18 protein-coding genes are annotated in these 18,316 nt (G+C 40.2%); 2 read left to right on the top strand and 16 right to left on the bottom strand.

All coding sequences use genetic code 11. The features are described 5' to 3' along the window. Nucleotides 1-457: 457 nt before the first annotated feature. From H5157_RS19930 to yceD, 14 genes are all read right to left on the bottom strand, one after another. Complete coding sequence (locus H5157_RS19930; protein WP_182725372.1) at nucleotides 458-2,317, bottom strand: alkaline phosphatase D family protein; 1,860 nt, start codon at nucleotides 2,315-2,317, stop codon at nucleotides 458-460. 4 nt (nucleotides 2,318-2,321) lie between these two features. Continuing rightward, on the bottom strand, nucleotides 2,322-3,101 hold the full coding sequence (locus H5157_RS19925; protein WP_024600474.1) for a TatD family hydrolase: 780 nt from the start codon (nucleotides 3,099-3,101) through the stop codon (nucleotides 2,322-2,324). Between the two features lie 115 nt (nucleotides 3,102-3,216). Further along, nucleotides 3,217-3,543: a PilZ domain-containing protein gene (locus H5157_RS19920; protein WP_002962367.1), complete on the bottom strand. Its 327-nt coding sequence runs from the start codon at nucleotides 3,541-3,543 to the stop codon at nucleotides 3,217-3,219. Between the two features lie 11 nt (nucleotides 3,544-3,554). Continuing rightward, entirely contained in the window at nucleotides 3,555-4,469 is a 915-nt protein-coding gene (locus H5157_RS19915; protein ID WP_182725371.1) for a DNA polymerase III subunit delta', read from the bottom strand. 1 nt (nucleotide 4,470) lies between these two features. Continuing rightward, nucleotides 4,471-5,097, bottom strand: coding sequence for a dTMP kinase (gene tmk, locus H5157_RS19910; protein ID WP_138488903.1), 627 nt, complete (start codon nucleotides 5,095-5,097; stop codon nucleotides 4,471-4,473). 6 nt (nucleotides 5,098-5,103) lie between these two features. Then, nucleotides 5,104-6,090, bottom strand: a complete 987-nt coding sequence (gene mltG, locus H5157_RS19905) for an endolytic transglycosylase MltG (protein WP_165724004.1) — start codon at nucleotides 6,088-6,090, stop codon at nucleotides 5,104-5,106. Beyond that, nucleotides 6,084-6,899: an aminodeoxychorismate lyase gene (gene pabC, locus H5157_RS19900; RefSeq protein ID WP_182725370.1), complete on the bottom strand. Its 816-nt coding sequence runs from the start codon at nucleotides 6,897-6,899 to the stop codon at nucleotides 6,084-6,086. Before pabC ends, mltG begins: the two co-directional genes overlap by 7 nt. Nucleotides 6,900-6,958: 59 nt before the next feature. Continuing rightward, entirely contained in the window at nucleotides 6,959-8,197 is a 1,239-nt protein-coding gene (fabF, locus tag H5157_RS19895) for a beta-ketoacyl-ACP synthase II (protein ID WP_002962376.1), read from the bottom strand. A 215-nt stretch (nucleotides 8,198-8,412) separates the two neighbouring features. Continuing rightward, the gene (acpP, locus tag H5157_RS19890) at nucleotides 8,413-8,649 is read right to left on the bottom strand and encodes an acyl carrier protein (RefSeq protein WP_002962377.1); all 237 of its coding nucleotides are present in this window, start codon (nucleotides 8,647-8,649) and stop codon (nucleotides 8,413-8,415) included. A 250-nt stretch (nucleotides 8,650-8,899) separates the two neighbouring features. After that, entirely contained in the window at nucleotides 8,900-9,646 is a 747-nt protein-coding gene (gene fabG / locus H5157_RS19885; protein WP_002962378.1) for a 3-oxoacyl-ACP reductase FabG, read from the bottom strand. Between the two features lie 11 nt (nucleotides 9,647-9,657). Continuing rightward, nucleotides 9,658-10,584, bottom strand: a complete 927-nt coding sequence (gene fabD, locus H5157_RS19880) for an ACP S-malonyltransferase (protein WP_039490050.1) — start codon at nucleotides 10,582-10,584, stop codon at nucleotides 9,658-9,660. Between the two features lie 52 nt (nucleotides 10,585-10,636). Next, complete coding sequence (plsX, locus tag H5157_RS19875; protein WP_182725369.1) at nucleotides 10,637-11,677, bottom strand: phosphate acyltransferase PlsX; 1,041 nt, start codon at nucleotides 11,675-11,677, stop codon at nucleotides 10,637-10,639. A 12-nt stretch (nucleotides 11,678-11,689) separates the two neighbouring features. Continuing rightward, nucleotides 11,690-11,860: a 50S ribosomal protein L32 gene (rpmF, locus tag H5157_RS19870; RefSeq protein ID WP_002962381.1), complete on the bottom strand. Its 171-nt coding sequence runs from the start codon at nucleotides 11,858-11,860 to the stop codon at nucleotides 11,690-11,692. A 9-nt stretch (nucleotides 11,861-11,869) separates the two neighbouring features. Beyond that, entirely contained in the window at nucleotides 11,870-12,394 is a 525-nt protein-coding gene (gene yceD, locus H5157_RS19865; protein WP_007375269.1) for a 23S rRNA accumulation protein YceD, read from the bottom strand. Between the two features lie 131 nt (nucleotides 12,395-12,525). Here yceD and H5157_RS19860 point away from each other — a divergent pair, with 131 nt between their 5' ends. Continuing rightward, a complete protein-coding gene (locus H5157_RS19860) occupies nucleotides 12,526-13,125 on the top strand; it encodes a nucleoside triphosphate pyrophosphatase (RefSeq protein WP_154903353.1) in 600 nt (199 codons plus the stop codon). Nucleotides 13,126-13,134: 9 nt separating this feature from the next. On the opposite strand, the gene H5157_RS19855 is transcribed toward H5157_RS19860, so the two are convergent. Then, on the bottom strand, nucleotides 13,135-13,797 hold the full coding sequence (locus H5157_RS19855; RefSeq protein WP_182725368.1) for an HAD-IA family hydrolase: 663 nt from the start codon (nucleotides 13,795-13,797) through the stop codon (nucleotides 13,135-13,137). Continuing rightward, nucleotides 13,794-14,753, bottom strand: a complete 960-nt coding sequence (gene rluC, locus H5157_RS19850) for a 23S rRNA pseudouridine(955/2504/2580) synthase RluC (protein ID WP_024596136.1) — start codon at nucleotides 14,751-14,753, stop codon at nucleotides 13,794-13,796. The genes H5157_RS19855 and rluC overlap by 4 nt, the downstream gene beginning before the upstream one ends. A gap of 772 nt (nucleotides 14,754-15,525) precedes the next feature. On the opposite strand from rluC, the gene rne reads away from it, so the two are divergent. Further along, nucleotides 15,526-18,316, top strand: a 2,791-nt coding sequence (rne, locus tag H5157_RS19845; protein WP_182725367.1) for a ribonuclease E, incomplete at its 3' end; no start/stop codon positions are given.

Below are 18,316 nucleotides of genomic sequence, written 5' to 3'. Positions count from 1 at the left end.
GCTTTTAGAGGAAGTAATAAAGCAGAAACTATATCCTGATTGGCATTCTGTTTTCTCATTTACTTCTCTTTCATTTCTCTTTGTGCAAATAGATCTTTAGCTGGTTTTTACTGTAACAGCAGCGCATGTAATTAGTGATTTTCGCTAAGAGGTTAAGAGGCGCTGCGCTTTTAGAGAAGAAAATAAACACCAAACGCAGTTTTTATTAGTATTATGTCTTCTCATTTACTCCTCTTTCGCTTCTCTTTGTGCAAATAGATCTTTAGCTGGTTTTTACTGTAACAGCAGCGCATGTAACTAGTGACTTTTTCACTAAGAGGGTATGAGGCGCTGCGCTTTTGGAGGAAGTAATAAAACCGAAAATATATCCTGAATAGCATTATGTTTTCTCATTTACTCCTCTTTCGTTTCTCTTTGTGCAAATAGATCTTTAATTTATTTAATTATTGATTAAGAATTACTGTTCTTCTAAATCAAACTCAGTTAAATGCCCTTCACCGTGTATAAGTTGATATCGGGCTAAATTCCCTTGCTCTAGTGTTATTAAACTAATAGCTGAGTCGCTTACTAAGTATTTTTGCCCTTCACCTATGGTTTGGTGCTTATCTACTTCCATGTGCCAACGTTTGGTAAAAAAGTTTAAGGGACTTTTTGGGCCGTATAAAATTGAGTCGAGCTTATCGAGTATGTTTATTAACTTACGCGGAAACTCGTTTTTAATACCACTGGCGGTAAGTTGCCAAATTCGATTGGGATGATCGCCAAAACGCTTTTGCACCGAAAAGCAAAATGAGTAATGTACGTCTCCCGATAAAATAAGCGTTTCGTTTGGGGTGTCGGTTCGTCTAAAAGTATCGAGTAGCTTTTTGGCTGAACCTTCGTGCGCCATCCAGTTTTCTACATCCACCATGAGGGGTTGGCCACATATGTTAAACATGGCTTGAATGGCTTCTATTGATTTAACACCAAATACGGGGGCTGGTGATACAATAATAACTTGGTCGTGGCTTAGTAGGCTTTCTTCAAGCTCTGTGAGCCGCTCCCAATCAAGTAAACCTGAAGGCTCATTAAAGTTTTGCTCATTTCGCCAACGGTGCGTACGTGTATCTAGCACCACTACTTTTGGGGTTGTAGTTAACTCATAATGCCAAAAGCTAAAATCGTTTAGTGGTTTATCAAATGCTTTAAACTGCCATAAATTATTAGCTGTACGGCTTTGCTTAAAAGGTGTGAGTAACTCGCCTGTTTTATTTAGTGCATCGTTCCCCATTCCTTGGAATAGCCAATAACTAATTAAGCCGTTATTGATGATCCGTTTACTACTTGGGTTTTCATTTATAGCTTGCTCCCACCCAGCGGTGAGGTTCCAATCATCAGTTACATCGTGATCGTCAAACATCATTAGCGTAGATACATTGGCAAACAATCGCTCTACTTCACTTAAGCCTTTTGCATAATCAATCAGTGCTGTTTTTTCAGCGTCAAAAATAGTTTTGTTTTGCTTGTTTTGACCTGAATACGTTGTGTTTTGTATATCAACGCATTGCCAAGCAGCAGCACTAAAATTTAATAAATACAGTGCTATATATTCTTCAAAATGGATAAGGTGATTGTAGGCTTTTACGCTTGAAAAATGAGGTTCGTCTTTTTTTAGCCAGTAACCAACACCTAACTTTGAGCGTTTTTGCCAAGGCGTTTTTGGTAAAAACAAATGGCGATTATAAAGTTGCTCATTTATATCATCCGGTAGCTCAATGGCAAGTGGTTGCTCTTTATAGATACCTAAGGCTTTAATTAACTGATAAATAGCTAATAACATTGGGCCTGCTACATCATCGGCGTAAACCTGGTCACCGCTCAGTAATAACAATTGTGCGCCTTGAGTATTATTACCACGCTGAGTATTTTGCCAATGACTTGCAGACACTAAGCTGTCTTTTGCTGGATGATGTGCATTACGGCACGAGCCATGCAAAATATCACTCAGTTTGTTAGGTATTACAAATGCAGGCGTGGTTTGATTGCTATAGCACCACGGCGATAAATCGATTGCTGTATCGTCAATTACAAGCTCATAGCTTAATAAGCTATCTAGAGGGAGTTTGTTGTCTATTGGCTTTATAATTACGAAATGCAGGTACAAATGTTCCCCTAAAGAAACAGTGTGTTGATCGCTATAACACTCAATATTTAATAAGTTTATTTGGCAGTTTGCAGGCTTGGAGGTAGCAAACTGGATGCATACTCCAGTTTGCTCTGCACGGCGCACCATTGGCCCCATTAGTAAAATAGGAAGGTTTGCCGTGTGAGTAATCATGTATTTAGCCTTTAGCTGCTAATTTAAATAAAGAATAAAAGTTCTCGGTAGTTGCTTTAGCAAGTTCATTAAAGCTTATGCCTTTAAGTTCGCTAATGTAATAAGCAACGTCTTCTACGTACGCTGGCTGATTTGTTTGCCCACGATACGGTACCGGCGCTAAATAAGGCGAGTCGGTTTCTATTAGTAATCTATCTAGCGGTATTTGTTTTACTACTTCTTTTAATTCAATAGCATTTTTAAAGGTAACAATGCCCGATATAGAAATATAAAAGCCCATGTCTATGGCTTTTTTAGCCATATCCCAGTCTTCGGTAAAGCAATGTAGTACACCACCGCAGTTTTCAGCTTTGTGCTCACGCATTAAATTAATGGTATCGCTGCGGGCATCACGAGTATGAATAATTAACGGTTTTTGTAATTCGTTAGCCACTTCAATATGCCCAACAAAGCTGGCTTGCTGCACTGCATGAGTATCTTTTGAATAATAGTAATCAAGACCCGTTTCGCCAATGGCAACAACTTTTTCGTGTGAGGCTAAGTCGATTAGTTGCTGTTTATTAAGGGCGTCTTTTTGATCAAGTGGATGTACACCGCATGAGGCTGATACATCGTCGTAATGCTTAATTTTATCAAGCATGCTGGGAAACTGATCAAGCGTTACGCTTACACATAAAAAATGTTCTATTTGCTTTGCACGCGCTTTATCAAGAACTTGGTCAAGGTTTAAGTCTAGTTTATCAAAATCAAGACGGTCTAAATGGCAATGAGAATCTACAATCACTATAAGGCCTGTATTATGTTCAGGGTTTAAATTTGTTCGTTTAATTTATTATGTTAGCAATTAAAAGAACCCAATATAGGGCGGTGTTAATCTCAGTGAAAAACCAACCCTATAACTACATGGTATATGTTTGATCGCCTGAGTTTAACATAGTCCCAAGTAGCTTTTCGATTTTAGCGTTTAGGTTTGTTTTATCGTCTAAAAAGCTAATACCTATACCTGGAGGGTTAGAGCTTTGTGCTCCTTGTGGCGTGATCCACGACACTTTACCTGTTACTACGTCATCTTCTAAGGCATCGGGCAAAGTAACTCTAAGTGCTAATGAATGCCCTGCTTCGTAACGCATATTAGTGCGTACAAATAAGCCACCTTTTTTTAAGTAAGGCATATAACAACGGTATAACTCGTCTAAATCGTCTATGTCTACTAGTAGTTCTTGCATGATTAATCCTTTTAAGAATTTCGCAATGTGTATGCCAATCGTGATACAGCAAGCGATAAATTAAGGCCAAGTACTTGTGTGTTATTTTGTAAAAACTCGCCTAATGCATTTTGCGCACTTTGATAAGCGTCAAAACTCATGCCTTGCAGTAATTGCTGCTTTAGTTGCACGCTTAAAAACAAAGTAAATATGCGAACAAGTTCAGGCTGTTTATTTATTATATCGACTAACGCTTTAAAATTATGGCTTTGTTTAAACTCAGTTGCAAACTTATACAGTGTATCAATATTTTTTAGCTGGTCTTGCTGTTGCCAATGCTTTACTTGCAGCGGTTGGTTATAAAAAAGTGCTAACCAACTATAGTTAGGAATATCTAATGTTTCTAGCCATTGCTGAGCAAGTGCTGTATTAGTTATTTTTACGTCACTTTTAGCGCATCGACTTAAAATAGTTGCAGGGAGCTGCTCTGGTTGGCTTGTGGTTAATATTAAAAAGCGGCTATTAGTTGGCTCTTCAAGTGTTTTTAATAATGCGTTAGCTGCTGCTGTGGTCATTTTTTCGCAATTTTCGATTATCGCGACTTTATTGCCATTTTGCGCTGCTGAGTGATTCATAAAATCACTAATACCACGTATATCATCTACACCAATACTTTGCCCATCAACTTGCGTTAAACGTTTGTCGGGGTGAGTGCCAGCCAGGTTAAGTAAACAGCTTTTACACTGCCCGCAAGGTTTTAGCATACTGTTTTGCGCAGCTATCTGCTTAGCTATATTTTGGCATAACAAAGCATTCCCAAGCTCATCACTTAACTCAAACTTACCTACGCCAACAGGCCCACAAAATAATTGCGCATGATGAAAACGCTCTGCGCGATAACTTTTCGCTAAACGTGCTTGAGTATCATGTAGCCAAGGCAATGGCATATTATTTTAGGCCTTCAAAAAATGAATGCAGTACATTGGTAATATCGCGATGTACTTTATCAATACTTTGGTTTGCATCAACGGTTTTAATTGTGTTGTCGTCATTAGCAAGTTCAACATAACGCATACGTGTACGCTGAAAAAACTCAATGGCTTCTTGTTCAATACGGTCAAGCTCGCCACGCCCTTTTGCACGTTCAAGGCCTATTACTGGGTCAATATCAAGGTAAATAGTTAAATCTGGCTTTAAGCCTTTTAACACCATTGACGAAAGTGAAGCTAGTGTATTTGAGCTAATACCACGCCCGCCACCTTGATACGCCTGAGACGATAAATCATGACGATCGGCAAGTACCCATTGGCCTTTATCAAGCGCAGGGGTAATAACATTGTGCATTAGCTGCGAGCGAGCTGCGTACATAATAAGCAACTCGGTTTCAAAGGCAATCTCTTCTGCGTGCTCTGCTTTTACAAGCGTACGAAGTGATTCAGCCAATGGTGTGCCGCCAGGTTCGCGGACGTTAATGAAGTCTATTTTTTGTTTGTTTAAAAAGTCTTGGCATAACGAAATAGCGGTTGATTTACCCGCGCCTTCAAGCCCTTCTATTACTATAAATTTTGGTTTCATAAACTATTAATTCTTTTTATTTAATATATACGTTTTAACTGCTGCGTTATGCTGTTTTAACGTGGTTGAAAATTGGTGGCTACCATCGCCTTTTGATACAAAGTAAACATATTCACTTTGCGGCGGATTAACTGCAGCTAAAATAGCGGCTTTTGATGGCATTGCAATCGGTGTTGGCGGTAAACCATTAATACGATACGTATTGTAGGGCGTATAATCGCGCAAATCCTTACGTTTAATATCACCATCAAAGTCAGCGCCTAGCCCGTATATTACGGTTGGATCGGTTTGCAGGCGCATATTGGTGTTTAATCGATTAACAAACGCTGATGCAATTAACGGACGCTCGCTGGCAAGGCCTGTTTCTTTTTCAATAATTGAAGCCATTATTAGTGCTTCGTATGCTGTTTTATAGGGTAGATTAGCGGCGCGCTGCTGCCAAGCATCATCTAACGTTTGCTGCATTTTTTGTGCTGCACGTTTTAATACACTGCTTGCAGTATCGTTATTATGATAATGGTAAGTGTCGGGGAATAACCAGCCTTCTAAGTGCGTGTTATTACCCAGTATTTGAGTACTTAGTTCGTCAGTTTTTAAATCGTTTTGTAAATTATCAGCTTTTTTAATAGCACTTAGTACTTCACGTAAGTTTTGCCCTTCAATTATGGTAAAACTAAAACTAATTTGCTGACCTTGGTTAATTTTTTTTACGTTATTAATAACGCTATCGGCTGTTAGCTCGTAAAACCCCGCTTTTAAGTCGGTAAGAGTGGGATCTAACTTGGCAATTACCTGATAACGCCAACAACTTTCTACCCAGTTATTAGCTTGCCATTGTTGGCATAACTTATTAAAGCCAGTGCCATGCTTAACTTCAAATTGTGTGCTTTGTGCTACCTTTAACGGGCTATTTATTGTTGCTTGTAATTGCTGGTAACCAACAGCAGTGGTTATAACAGCTAAAAAAAGTACCGATAAAATAACTTTTAACACTCAGCCTCCTTGGCTAATAATTTAGTTAGTAATGCGTGGCTGTCGTCTGTATTAAATACCTGTTGCTCAATACGTTTTACAGGTACTGCTCCCATTAAGCTATTACACACAAATACGGCGTCTGCTTGGGTTAAGTCTTCTACTTTCACGCGTTTAAATTCAACAGGCAATTTATCACATAACGATTGCAGATAAACGCCCTTTATTCCGCACTCATCAAGCAATGGCGTAAACACACGCTTATTTTCAATCGCAAAAATATTAGCTGCAGAAGCTTCAATTACATTGTTATTGTAATCAAGCACTAACACATCGTCGCAGTTTTGCGTTTGCATTGCTTTTTTAACTAGTACTTGCTCTAGCCGGTTTAGTGTTTTAAGACCCGCTAAATAAGGCTGTGCTGCTAATTTAATTGGGCTTATTTCGAGATTTACACCCTTTTTAACAAGCGCTTCGTAATTACTAGGGTAATCTAATATGCTCAATAAAATAGTAATATTACACTCACTTGGCAGCCCATAACCACGTCCGCCTTCGCCTCGCGTTACAAGTATTTTAAGCACGTTGAGTGGTGCAGCTTTTATATGCAAAGTAATTTGATTTTCAAGGCTATTAAAATCTAGCTCAGGAAAACCCAAACGCTGTGCGCATTCAATCAAACGCGCTTTATGATGAGCCCAATACTGTACTTGCCCATTAACAACTTTAGCCGTTGTAAAAAAGCCGTCACCGTAATTTAAGCCTCTGTCACGCGTACTTAAAGTGCTGTTTTGATCTACTGCTATTATTGTTTGCATTTTATTTGGCATATAAAAAAAGCCCAGTTAAACAACTGAGCTCTTATAATTTGATTCGTTGTTAAAAAAGATTATACCTTTTTAAATAGCAACGAGCCATTAGTACCACCAAAACCGAACGAGTTACACAGTGCAAAGTCTAACTTTGCATCACGTGCAGTGTGAGCAATATAATCTAAGTCACACCCTTCGTCTGGGTTATCAAGATTGATAGTTGGCGACACTTTTTGATCTGTCAGTGATAAAATCGAAATAATCGATTCAACCGAGCCTGCAGCACCTAACAAGTGACCCATCATCGATTTAGACGAGCCTACCATTACATCTTTAGCTGCATTACCAAAAATAGATTTAACAGCGGCAGTTTCTGCTTTATCGCCTGCATTTGTAGATGTACCGTGTGCGTTAATGTAACCAATTTGCTCAGCGTTCACTTGCGCATCATTTAGTGCGTTTTGCATTGCAAGGGCAGCACCGGCTCCATCTTCTGGTGGTGATGTCATGTGGTACGCGTCGCCGCTCATACCAAAGCCAACAAGCTCAGCATAAATTTTAGCGCCACGTGCTTTTGCATGTTCGTACTCTTCAACTACAACAACACCTGCACCGTCAGAAAGCACAAAGCCATCGCGGTCTTTATCCCAAGGGCGAGAAGCCGCTTGTGGATCGTCATTACGGGTTGAAAGTGCACGTGCAGCATTAAAGCCACCCATACCAATAGGGGTACAGGCTTTTTCTGCACCGCCAGCAACCATTGCATCTGCATCACCGTAGGCAATCATGCGCGCGGCATGGCCAATATTATGCAAACCAGTAGTACAGGCAGTTACAATTGAAATATTTGGACCACGAAGTCCATGCATCATTGATAAGTGACCTGAGATCATATTAATAATGGTAGACGGCACATAAAATGGCGATAACTTGCGCGGACCACTATTTAATAGCTTAATGTGGTTTTCTTCGATAAGCGTTAAGCCACCAATACCAGAGCCTACAGCTACACCTATACGTGTTGCGTTTTGCTCAGTAATTTCAAGGCCTGAATCTTTAAAGGCTTGAACACCCGCTGCAATGCCGTACTGAATAAACAAGTCCATTTTTTTAGTATCTTTCGCTGACATGTATGCAGTTGCATCAAAGTCATTTATTAAACCAGCGAATTTAGTACCAAATTTTGATGTATCAAAGTGGGTTATTGTTTGAATGCCACTTTTGCCATCTAATAAGCCTTGCCAGGTTGATTGAACATCATTACCTAGCGGCGTCAACATTCCTAAGCCAGTTACGACGACTCGACGTTTAGCCACGGTTTGCCTCCAATAAGGGATATTTACAAGGGGATGATCATACCCAAGCTACCTCAAAGTGCTAGTCCCAAAATAGATTAAAAACGCATAACACAATCAAAATTAATTTTTAGCTAAAATTGAGCATTGAGGCTTAAGTTTTGAATCACGAACTTTGAGGTGGTTTGGATATAAAAAATTAAAGGCAGCGGATGCTGCCTTTAACGTGCGATTAATTACTCAGCGTGTGCTGTTACGTAATCGATAGCAGTTTGTACTGTAGTGATCTTCTCAGCTTCTTCATCTGGGATCTCAGTATCAAACTCTTCTTCAAGAGCCATTACTAGTTCAACAGTATCAAGAGAATCTGCACCTAGGTCATCTACGAAAGAAGATTCATTTTTAACTTCTTCTTCTTTAACACCTAGTTGTTCAATGATAATTTTCTTTACGCGTTCTTGGATATCGCTCATTCTTCTTTCCTTTATTAAAAACGCCGATGCGTTATTTTCAGATTGCCGCGTAGTTTACGCGGCATAATTCTCTGATTCAATGATTTGACCATAAATAATTGTCTGGTCAAACCTCTGAGTGTGTGTTTTGTCTTTTATCGCTTATTTTCGCAGCGATTTCAAGTATGTTTAAAGCAAGTTCACAAATAATTCAATGTTTTTGAGGTAACTTACTTAACTTTATTAGGTAACAATGTGGGTACAATGGTTATTAAACCATGTACATCGCGCCATTTACATGCAAAGTTTCACCTGATACGTACGCAGCCGCGTCAGATGCTAAATAACAAACCGCAGCTGCAATTTCGTCTGGTTGGCCTAAACGCCCTGCTGGAACATTTGCAAGTGTTGCTGCTTTTTGCTCGTCAGTTAAGTCATCAGTCATATCAGTTTGAATAAAACCAGGTGCCACTACGTTAACTGTAATACCACGTGATGCAACTTCGCGCGCAAGTGACTTAGAAAAACCAATGACACCCGCTTTAGCCGCTGCATAATTAGCTTGACCTGCATTACCCATAGTACCCACTACTGAGCCAATGTTAATAATACGGCCTTTCTTTTTCTTCATCATTGGACGAAGTACCGCTTTAGATAAACGGAAAATCGAGCTTAAGTTAGTGTCGATTATATCGTCCCACTCAGTCTCTTTCATACGCATTAATAGGTTATCACGTGTGATACCTGCGTTATTTACAAGTACGTCAATATCGCCAAAGTCTGCTTTTATTGCGGCAAGTGTCGCTTCAATAGATGCAGGATCCGTTACGTTTAATGCATAACCTTTACCATTGTCTCCAAGGTACTCGCTGATTTTAGCAGCGCCTGACTCGCTTGTAGCAGTGCCTGCAACTTTTGCACCTTGCGCAACTAATGTTGTTGCAATTGCTTTACCAATACCACGGCTAGCGCCAGTAATTAGGACAATTTTGCCCTCTAAAGAAAATAAATTAGACATTTTATATACTCTTATTTAGCTGCAGCGATTGAAGCGGCATCGTTTACTGAGCCACAAACCATTGCTTTATCAATTCGTTTCGCAAGCCCTGTTAATACTTTACCAGGACCAAATTCGTAGCTTTGCGTTACATCTTGTGCAACCAAGGCTTGTACTGTTTCTGTCCAGCGAACTGGGCTATAAAGCTGGCGTACTAGTGCATCTTTAATTGCATCAGCGGTCGATTCAGCTTTTACATCAACATTATTAATTACATCACACTTAGGTGTATTAAATGTTAAAGCGGCTAAGTCTACCGCTAGCTTATCAGCTGCTGGCTTCATTAGTTCACAATGTGAAGGTACGCTAACCGAAAGTGGTAATGCGCGTTTAGCACCAGCATCTTTACATGCTTGTGATGCTCTATCTACTGCCGCTTTATGCCCTGCAATAACAACTTGACCAGGAGAATTGTAGTTAACTGGAGATACAACCTCACCTTGCGCTGAGGCAGCACATGCCGCTTTTATTTCTTCATCGCCTAAGCCAATAATCGCAGCCATTGAACCTACGCCTGCAGGTACAGCTTCTTGCATGTATAAACCACGGTTTTCAACAAGCTTAACAGCTTCGCTCAAGCTTAGTACGTCGCTACATACTAGTGCTGAATATTCACCTAAGCTGTGACCGGCCATAACAACGTCTGCATCTGGGTTTGCTGCAAGCCAATCACGGTAAATAGCTACACTTGCAGTTAATAATGCAGGTTGTGTACGATGAGTTTGATTTAATTTTTCTTCTGGGCCATTAAGAACTAGCTCTGCTAAGTCGTAACCCAGTGCATCTGATGCTTCTGCAAATGTTGCTTTAACAATGTCAGAACTCTCTAGTAGCTCTTGTAACATACCAACGCTTTGCGAGCCTTGACCTGGGAATAGAAGTGCAATTTTTTGTGCCATACTTTGCTCTTTTTAATTAAACAAATAAATAATGAAATACACGGCACATCAATTATTGATTAACCGCCGTGTCTTTAGAATGTGTTTTTTCGAAAATAGCGGCTATTTTATCAGGAAGTTGACGTTCAACCTCTTTTACCGCTTCATCAATTGCTGCTTGAAATGCTTTAACTGACGCATTTCCATGACTTTTAACGACAATACCGCGCAATCCTACCAGAGAAGCACCGTTATACTGGTCGGGGTTCACCCTTTTATAGAGTTTTTTTATTATTGGACGCAATATAAACGCCATACATTTATACAAAAGGTGCTTTTCGAGCGCAGCTGTAAACTTATTCATAATAAGCTTGGCAATGCCTTCGCATGTTTTAAGCGCCACGTTACCCACAAACCCTTCGCATACAATTACATCAGCCTTGCCAGAAAAAATATCACTTCCTTCGCTATAACCAATGTAATTAATATGTGGGCTTTGCTGCATCAATTGTGCAGCTTGTTTAATGTCGTCGTGGCCTTTAATGTCCTCAGCGCCAATATTTAATAAGCTAACGCGAGGGTTATCGCAGCCAAGTGCTTGACCAGCAACTACAGAGCCCATAATGCCAAACTGATAGAGCATTTGCGCATCGCAGTGCACATTAGCACCTAAGTCGAGTAAATATACTGGGTTTTGGCTTTCTGTAGGAACAGATGAAATGAGTGCGGCACGTTTAACACCTGGCAGCATTTTTAATACGTAGTGAGCCATAAAAAATAAAGCGCCGGTATTACCTGAGCTAACACACGCTTGTGCTTCGCCCGATTTAACTAAATCAAGGGCAACACGCATAGATGAATCTTTTTTTGAACGTACAGCAATTGCAGGTTCGCAGGCGTTAGTGACTATTTCACTACAGTGACGAATTATGAGTCTTGGATGAGATAAAGAATCGAGGGATTCGAGTTCTTTAGATATAACGTCTTCATTGCCACATAAAATGAGACTTAAATTGGCATGAGCGTTCACCGCATGAACGGCAGCAGGAATAGATGAACGGGGGCCGTAATCGCCCCCCATCATATCTAACGCTATGGTTAGATCTTTCAGCATATAAGTAATCTCTTATTTAGAAATTACTTGAACGCCTTTGTAGTAACCATCTGCAGTCACATGGTGACGACGATGAGTCTCACCAGATGTTTGATCTACAGTTAAAGTTGGACCACTGATCGCATCGTGTGAACGGCGCATGCCGCGTCTTGCACGAGACTTTTTGCTTTTTTGTACAGCCATAGTCTTCTCCTAAGAATCTTTCTTAAGTTGTTTCAAAATATCAAATGGATTAGGTTTATCATCTTCCGCCTTTAATACACCAAAGCTGGCAGGCTTTGCTGAATAACTGCATGAAGCTTCGTTGTGGGTAGCCACTAATGGAATTGCTAAAATTAGTTCGTCTTCAATTAAATCAAAAACGTTAACTTCACCATTTTCATCAAGTGCTACTTCGTCGTAGTCTTCAGGAAAAATATCTAACTCTGTATCTTCACCTACTGGTGAATATGCAAAGTCTTGAACCAAATCCAACCCTAAATCACCATTACAACGTTGACAAATGACAGTAACATGTGTGGACAAATTGCCTCTAATCACAGCGAAACCTTGATCATCGTTTTTGCAATGTATTTTTACCGCTATTTCACCTACTTCTTCCTGCACAACTTTCTCTAAACGAGTAAGTTTTTCAAGCGGTACAATTCCGTCATACTTTAAACGGTGCTGCGCTGCTTTGCCTGGATGAAGAGTGATGGGAATTTTCACCTTTTGCATAGGGGCTGCATCATATAGATAGTTAGTTTGTTAGTCAAAGTAAAAAACCATTTTTACTTGGTTTTTAACGTGTTTTACTCTCGGATCTGATTTATCCTAACTCAATCTGAATTATCGTAGGAAAACAGTCCATGAAGCTTCCACTCATTTTAGCGTCAAGCTCGCCTTTTAGGCAGTCTTTATTACAAAAATTTAATTTACCCTTTGATACGTTTTCACCCGACGTTGACGAATCAGCACTTGAATGCGAAACACCTACTGAACTGGTTAAGCGTTTAAGTGAGTTAAAAGCCTCAGCAGCTAATAAACACTTTAAAAAAGGGTTAGCAATTGGATCAGACCAAGTCGCTGTGTTTAACAATCAAATTTTAGGTAAACCGCACAATAAACAAAACGCTCTAAAACAACTAAATTTATTTAGCGGTAATACTGTAACATTTTTAACTGGGCTTTGTGTTTACGATATTGTAACTGGAACAAAAAAAACCTGCGTAGAACCTTTTAATGTGACGTTTAAAACCCTAAGTGATGCACAAATTAGTGCTTATTGCGACGCAGAGCAGCCTTATAACTGTGCTGGCAGCTTTAAAAGTGAAGGGTTGGGTATCTGTTTATTTGAAAAACTAAGCGGAGACGATCCTAATAGCTTAATTGGATTACCATTAATTAAACTCAGCCAATTACTGGCTGAGTTTGGTATTGATGTGCTTACCGCTCAAAACAAGCTCTAGTTAAATAAATTAGCCAAGCAAAACCTGTTGCAATTGCAGATAATTATCTACCGTTGCAACAGGGCTAAGCTTATTTAGCTGCTGTGCGTTATGTACACCCATTGTTACGCCAATTCTATCCATGCCTGCAGCTTTTGCCATTGTCATGTCTATTTGGGTATCACCAATCATTACAGCGTCTTGAGCGCTTATGCCAAGCTCTTCAAGTAATTGATACAGCATATCCGCAGACGGCTTTGATTGCGCTTCGTCGCTTGTACGTGTTGCACTAAAAAAATGTCTAAGTTGGCTTTGATCAAGCAAACGCTCTAATCCATCTCGACCTTTACCTGTTGCAACCGCTAAAACAATGCCCTGCTCTTTTAAGGCACCTAAAACGCTGACAACATTATCAAATACAGGAGTTGGCGTGGTATCAACACTATATTGGTGTTTATACCCTTTAATTAGCGCTTGATGCTGCGCGACATTATCGGGAAATAAAACATCAATTGCTTTTTCAAGCGACATACCAATAATATTTTTAATTGCTAAATCACTTGGCGCCACTAAATTAAGTGACTCAGCACTACTACGAATACAGTTAACTATTTTAGTGACTGAATCCATAACGGTGCCATCCCAATCAAAAATGACCAGCTTATATTTTTTAATCGGCGTCACTGCAATCACTGTTTTGCGTCTCGTAATTTTAGTAATGTATTTTTAAGCGTTTTATCAAGGGGCGCTTCAATACGCATCGTTGTTTCGTTTTTAGGATGATAAAAACTTAAATCGTGTGCATGTAAGAATAAACGGTTTAACCCAACTTTACGCATAGATTCATCAAACCCCTGGTCACCGTATTTATCATCGCACGCGATAGGATGACCTTTACATTGTGTATGAACACGAATTTGGTGCGTACGTCCTGTAACAGGCGACGCTTGTACGAGTGAGCAATCGTTAAAACGTTCAAGTACTTTAAAACGCGTATGCGAAGGCTTGCCCTCAGTGTTATCTACACGTACTACGCGTTCACCCGATTTAAGTGTATTTTTACGCAGCCCTTCGGTAACGTTTTTAGTTTTAGAGTCCCACTGCCCTTCTACAAGTGCCCAGTAATTTTTTTCCATGGTTTTTTCACGAAGCTGTTCATGCAATGCTGTTAACACCGAACGGCGCTTTGCAATAAGTAAACAGCCCGATGTATCACGGTCAAGCCTATGTACTAGCTCAAGATTGCGCTCTTCTGGGCGAAGCGCGCGCAGCGCTTCAATTAAACCATAACTTAAACCACTGCCACCATGAACAGCCATACCTGAAGGTTTATTTATGACGATAAGGTATTTATCTTCAAATAAAATATCGTTTTCTAGGCGAGTTACTTTGTCTAACTTTGATGGTACAAACTCTTCACGCTCAGCAACTCTGATAGGTGCAATACGCAGTACATCGTCAAGCTGTAGTTTATATACAGGTTTAATACGCTTTTTATTAACGCGTACCTCACCTTTGCGCAAAAGTTTATAAATAGCGCTTTTAGGCACCCCTTTTAAATGGGTAATAAGAAAGTTATCAATACGCTGACCTAAATGGTCTTCATTGATCGTGACATAAGTTACTTGTAAGTCGTTTTTTTCTGACATTGCCTAATCACTAATTTAAGTAAAATAATTTAGTTGCTAACACTGTAATAATAGTGGGATAATCAGCAGCGCAAATATTTAGTATTTGCAAATAACAACGGTGCTTTTTAACACATTAAAACATTCGTGATGCACATTCTGGGTAGCCGATCATACAGATCCGAGTTAAGTTTTCCAAAGCTTTTATGCCTCCTCAGTTAACACGTGCGATCAATTAACGGCAATGCGCGTAATATATTGCTGGTTAAGTTTGAACATGAAGCGATTTTTAATGTGCTAGAGAAAGCAATGAACAGATAATTTGTCTGATAGTGACGACGTAAAAAACGTCGTTCAGCACTAGCTCAATTATTGTAGTACCGTACAGCAGCTTATTTAGAATTAAAAAAATCTAATAAATAAGCGTTCATTAACATCGGCAGCGATTTTTGCTCTTAAAACGGATATTAGCGATACATCAGTATGTATTGCTCACCAACTTAATGAGCCCTACGCGCCTAATATGAATGATATTTAGTAAGATTAATATGACAGGCCGACTTCTGGGTAAAACTTGTAAACGTAGCTGAAAAGCCGACAGTTTTAGCACCATTAAGAATTTAATAGCGGTAATAATCGCTATTGTTTGCCAGCATTTAAAATACTGCATACGAGATACAGAGCCGTTCCGTTAAAGACCCAGTCGTGAGGCTGCACATTCTAAAAATAGGGACAACTGAACAGGCGAGAAAAACATCGTCATGTCAGCGACATAAATAAGTAGAGTAACAATATGAAACGTATGCTAATCAATGCAACGCAGCAAGAAGAAATGCGCGTAGCACTGGTTGATGGCCAGCGCCTTTATGATTTAGATATCGAAAGCCCAGGTCACGAACAGAAAAAAGCCAATATTTATAAAGGCAAAATCACTCGCATTGAACCATCTCTTGAAGCAGCATTTGTTGATTACGGTGCTGACCGCCATGGTTTCCTTCCTTTAAAAGAAATTGCACGTACTTACTTCCCTGCAGGTTACACTTTTCATGGTCGCCCTAACATTCGCGACGTAATAAAAGAAGGTCAAGAAGTAATAGTACAAGTTGATAAAGAAGAGCGCGGCCAAAAAGGCGCAGCGTTAACTACTTTTATCAGTGTTGCTGGTAGCTATTTAGTTCTTATGCCTAACAATCCTCGTGCTGGCGGTATTTCTCGTCGTATTGAAGGTGATGAGCGAACTGAACTTAAAGAAGCATTAGGTCGTTTAGAACTACCTAAAGGTATGGGCTTAATTGTTCGTACAGCCGGTGTTGGTAAGTCATTTGAAGAACTTAACTACGATCTAAAAGCACTATTAGTACATTGGGATGCAATTAAACAAGCAGCCGATAGTGCTAAAGCACCGTTTTTGATTCACCAAGAAAGCAACGTGATTTTCCGCGCAATACGCGATTATTTACGTCGTGATATTGGCGAAATTTTAATTGATAAACCACGTGTTTTTGAAGAAGCTAAAGCACACATTGAGCGTTTTCGTCCTGACTTTATGAGCCGTGTTAAGCTTTATCAAGGTGACACGCCTTTATTTACACATTACCAAATTGAAAGCCAAATTGAGTCTGCATTCCAGCGTGAAGTACGTCTTCCTTCTGGTGGTTCAATTGTAATTGACCCTACTGAAGCACTGACATCTATAGATATCAACTCGTCTAAGGCAACTAAAGGCGGCGATATTGAAGAGACAGCACTTAATACAAACTTAGAAGCGGCCGATGAAATTGCACGTCAATTACGTCTTCGTGACCTAGGTGGTTTAATTGTAATCGACTTTATTGATATGACTCCTCCACGCCATCAACGTGAAGTAGAGAATCGTTTAAAAGATGCAGCGCGCCCAGACCGTGCTCGCGTTCAAATTGGTAAAATCTCACGCTTTGGTTTACTTGAAATGTCGCGCCAGCGTTTGCGTCCTTCATTAGGTGAAGCAAGCCAAGGCCCATGTCCACGTTGTAGTGGCCAAGGTACTATTCGTTCAAACGAATCAATAGCACTTTCAATTCTTCGCTTAATTGAAGAAGAAGCAATTAAAGACAATACAGCACAAGTAAATGCACAAGTGCCTGTTGCTGTTGCCGCTTATTTATTAAATGAGCAACGTCGTAGTGTTCATCGCATTGAAAAACATCATAAATGTGACGTAGTGATCATTCCAAATCAACATATGGAAACACCACATTATGAAGTTATGCGCTTACGTAAAGACGAAACACTTGAAACTGTAAGTTACGGACAAGTTGTTGCACCGGAGCCTGAAGTATTCGAGATGTCAAAATCTCCAAGTACGCCAGTCCGTGAAGAGCCGATGCTAAAAGGCGTGGTAATGCCTTCTACTCCTGCTCCACAAGCAGCGCCAGCTAAAGCCGTAGAGCCTGCTGCGGTAGCACAAACTAAAACTGAAGGTGGCTTACTAGCTGCTATTGGTAATTGGTTTAAGTCGTTATTTGCAAGTGAATCTGAAGAAGAGAAAAAAGAAGCTGTAGAAAAAGAGCAGCAAGAAACGCGCAATAATGCGCGTCGTGGTAACGATAATCGTCGTCGTAATAACAATCAACGTCGTCGTAATAATAACCCACGCACTAACAAGCCGCGCAATGAGCGTCCAGCCGCTGAAGAGGAAGCTAAAACTGACTCAGCAGCAAGCACCGAGACTCAAGAGAGAAGCGAGAACCGCAACAAGCGCCGTCGTAATCCTAACTCTCGTAAGCGCCCAGAGCATAAAAACCAAGAAAAAGATCAAGTTAAAACTGAAGCCCCTGCAAAGGCGGAAGTAGAAACTGATTCTAAGCCAGCACAAGCTGCAGAGCCTAAAGAACAGAAGCCTAAAGTTCGCCGTCAACGTCGTAACATACGTAAAAAAGTACGTCTGCAAGATGAAAAAGCTGAGCAAGCTAACTCAACAGAGCAAGCACCTGAGCAAACGGCTGTAACTGAAACTCCACAAGTTCAAGAGCAAGCTCCTGCTATAGAAAAGCAAAAGCAAACTCCGGCAGAAAAAACAGCTCACATTAAAGAAGAGAAAGTTGATGTTGTTGATTCTAACGATGAAACAGCAACTACTGAAGACGAACAAGAGCAAACACGTACACGTTCACGTCGTTCTCCTCGTCATCTTCGTGCATCTGGTCAACGTCGTCGTCGCCCTGAAGGTGAAGCAGAAGTTAAATCTGATGAAGCCCCTGCATTTATTCCAGTTGCTGATCAAGCTGCTGCAGAATACGAAGCAGAACTTAAAGCTAAATCAGAAGAAACACCGGTAGATGCGTCGCAACAAGTTGAGCAAGCAGTTGCGGTTGAAGACTTAGCAAAGGTGGAAGCTGTAGAAGAGCCAGTAAAAGCTAAAGAACCGGCTAAAGCTGAAACGCCAGTAGTAACTGAAGAGCCTGCTAAAATTGAAACACCAGTAGCAACTGAAGAGCCTGCTAAAGTTGAAACACCAGTAGCAACTGAAGAGCCTGCTAAAGCTGAAACGCCAGTAGCAACTGAAGAGCCAGCTAAAGTTGAAACGCCAGTAGCAACTGAAGAGC

The organism is Pseudoalteromonas sp. SG43-3 (genome assembly GCF_014164385.1).
Classification (GTDB): domain Bacteria; phylum Pseudomonadota; class Gammaproteobacteria; order Enterobacterales; family Alteromonadaceae; genus Pseudoalteromonas; species Pseudoalteromonas distincta.
The sequence above is the reverse complement of the archived record's forward strand: the minus strand, read 5'-3'. Positions and strand labels throughout refer to the sequence as shown.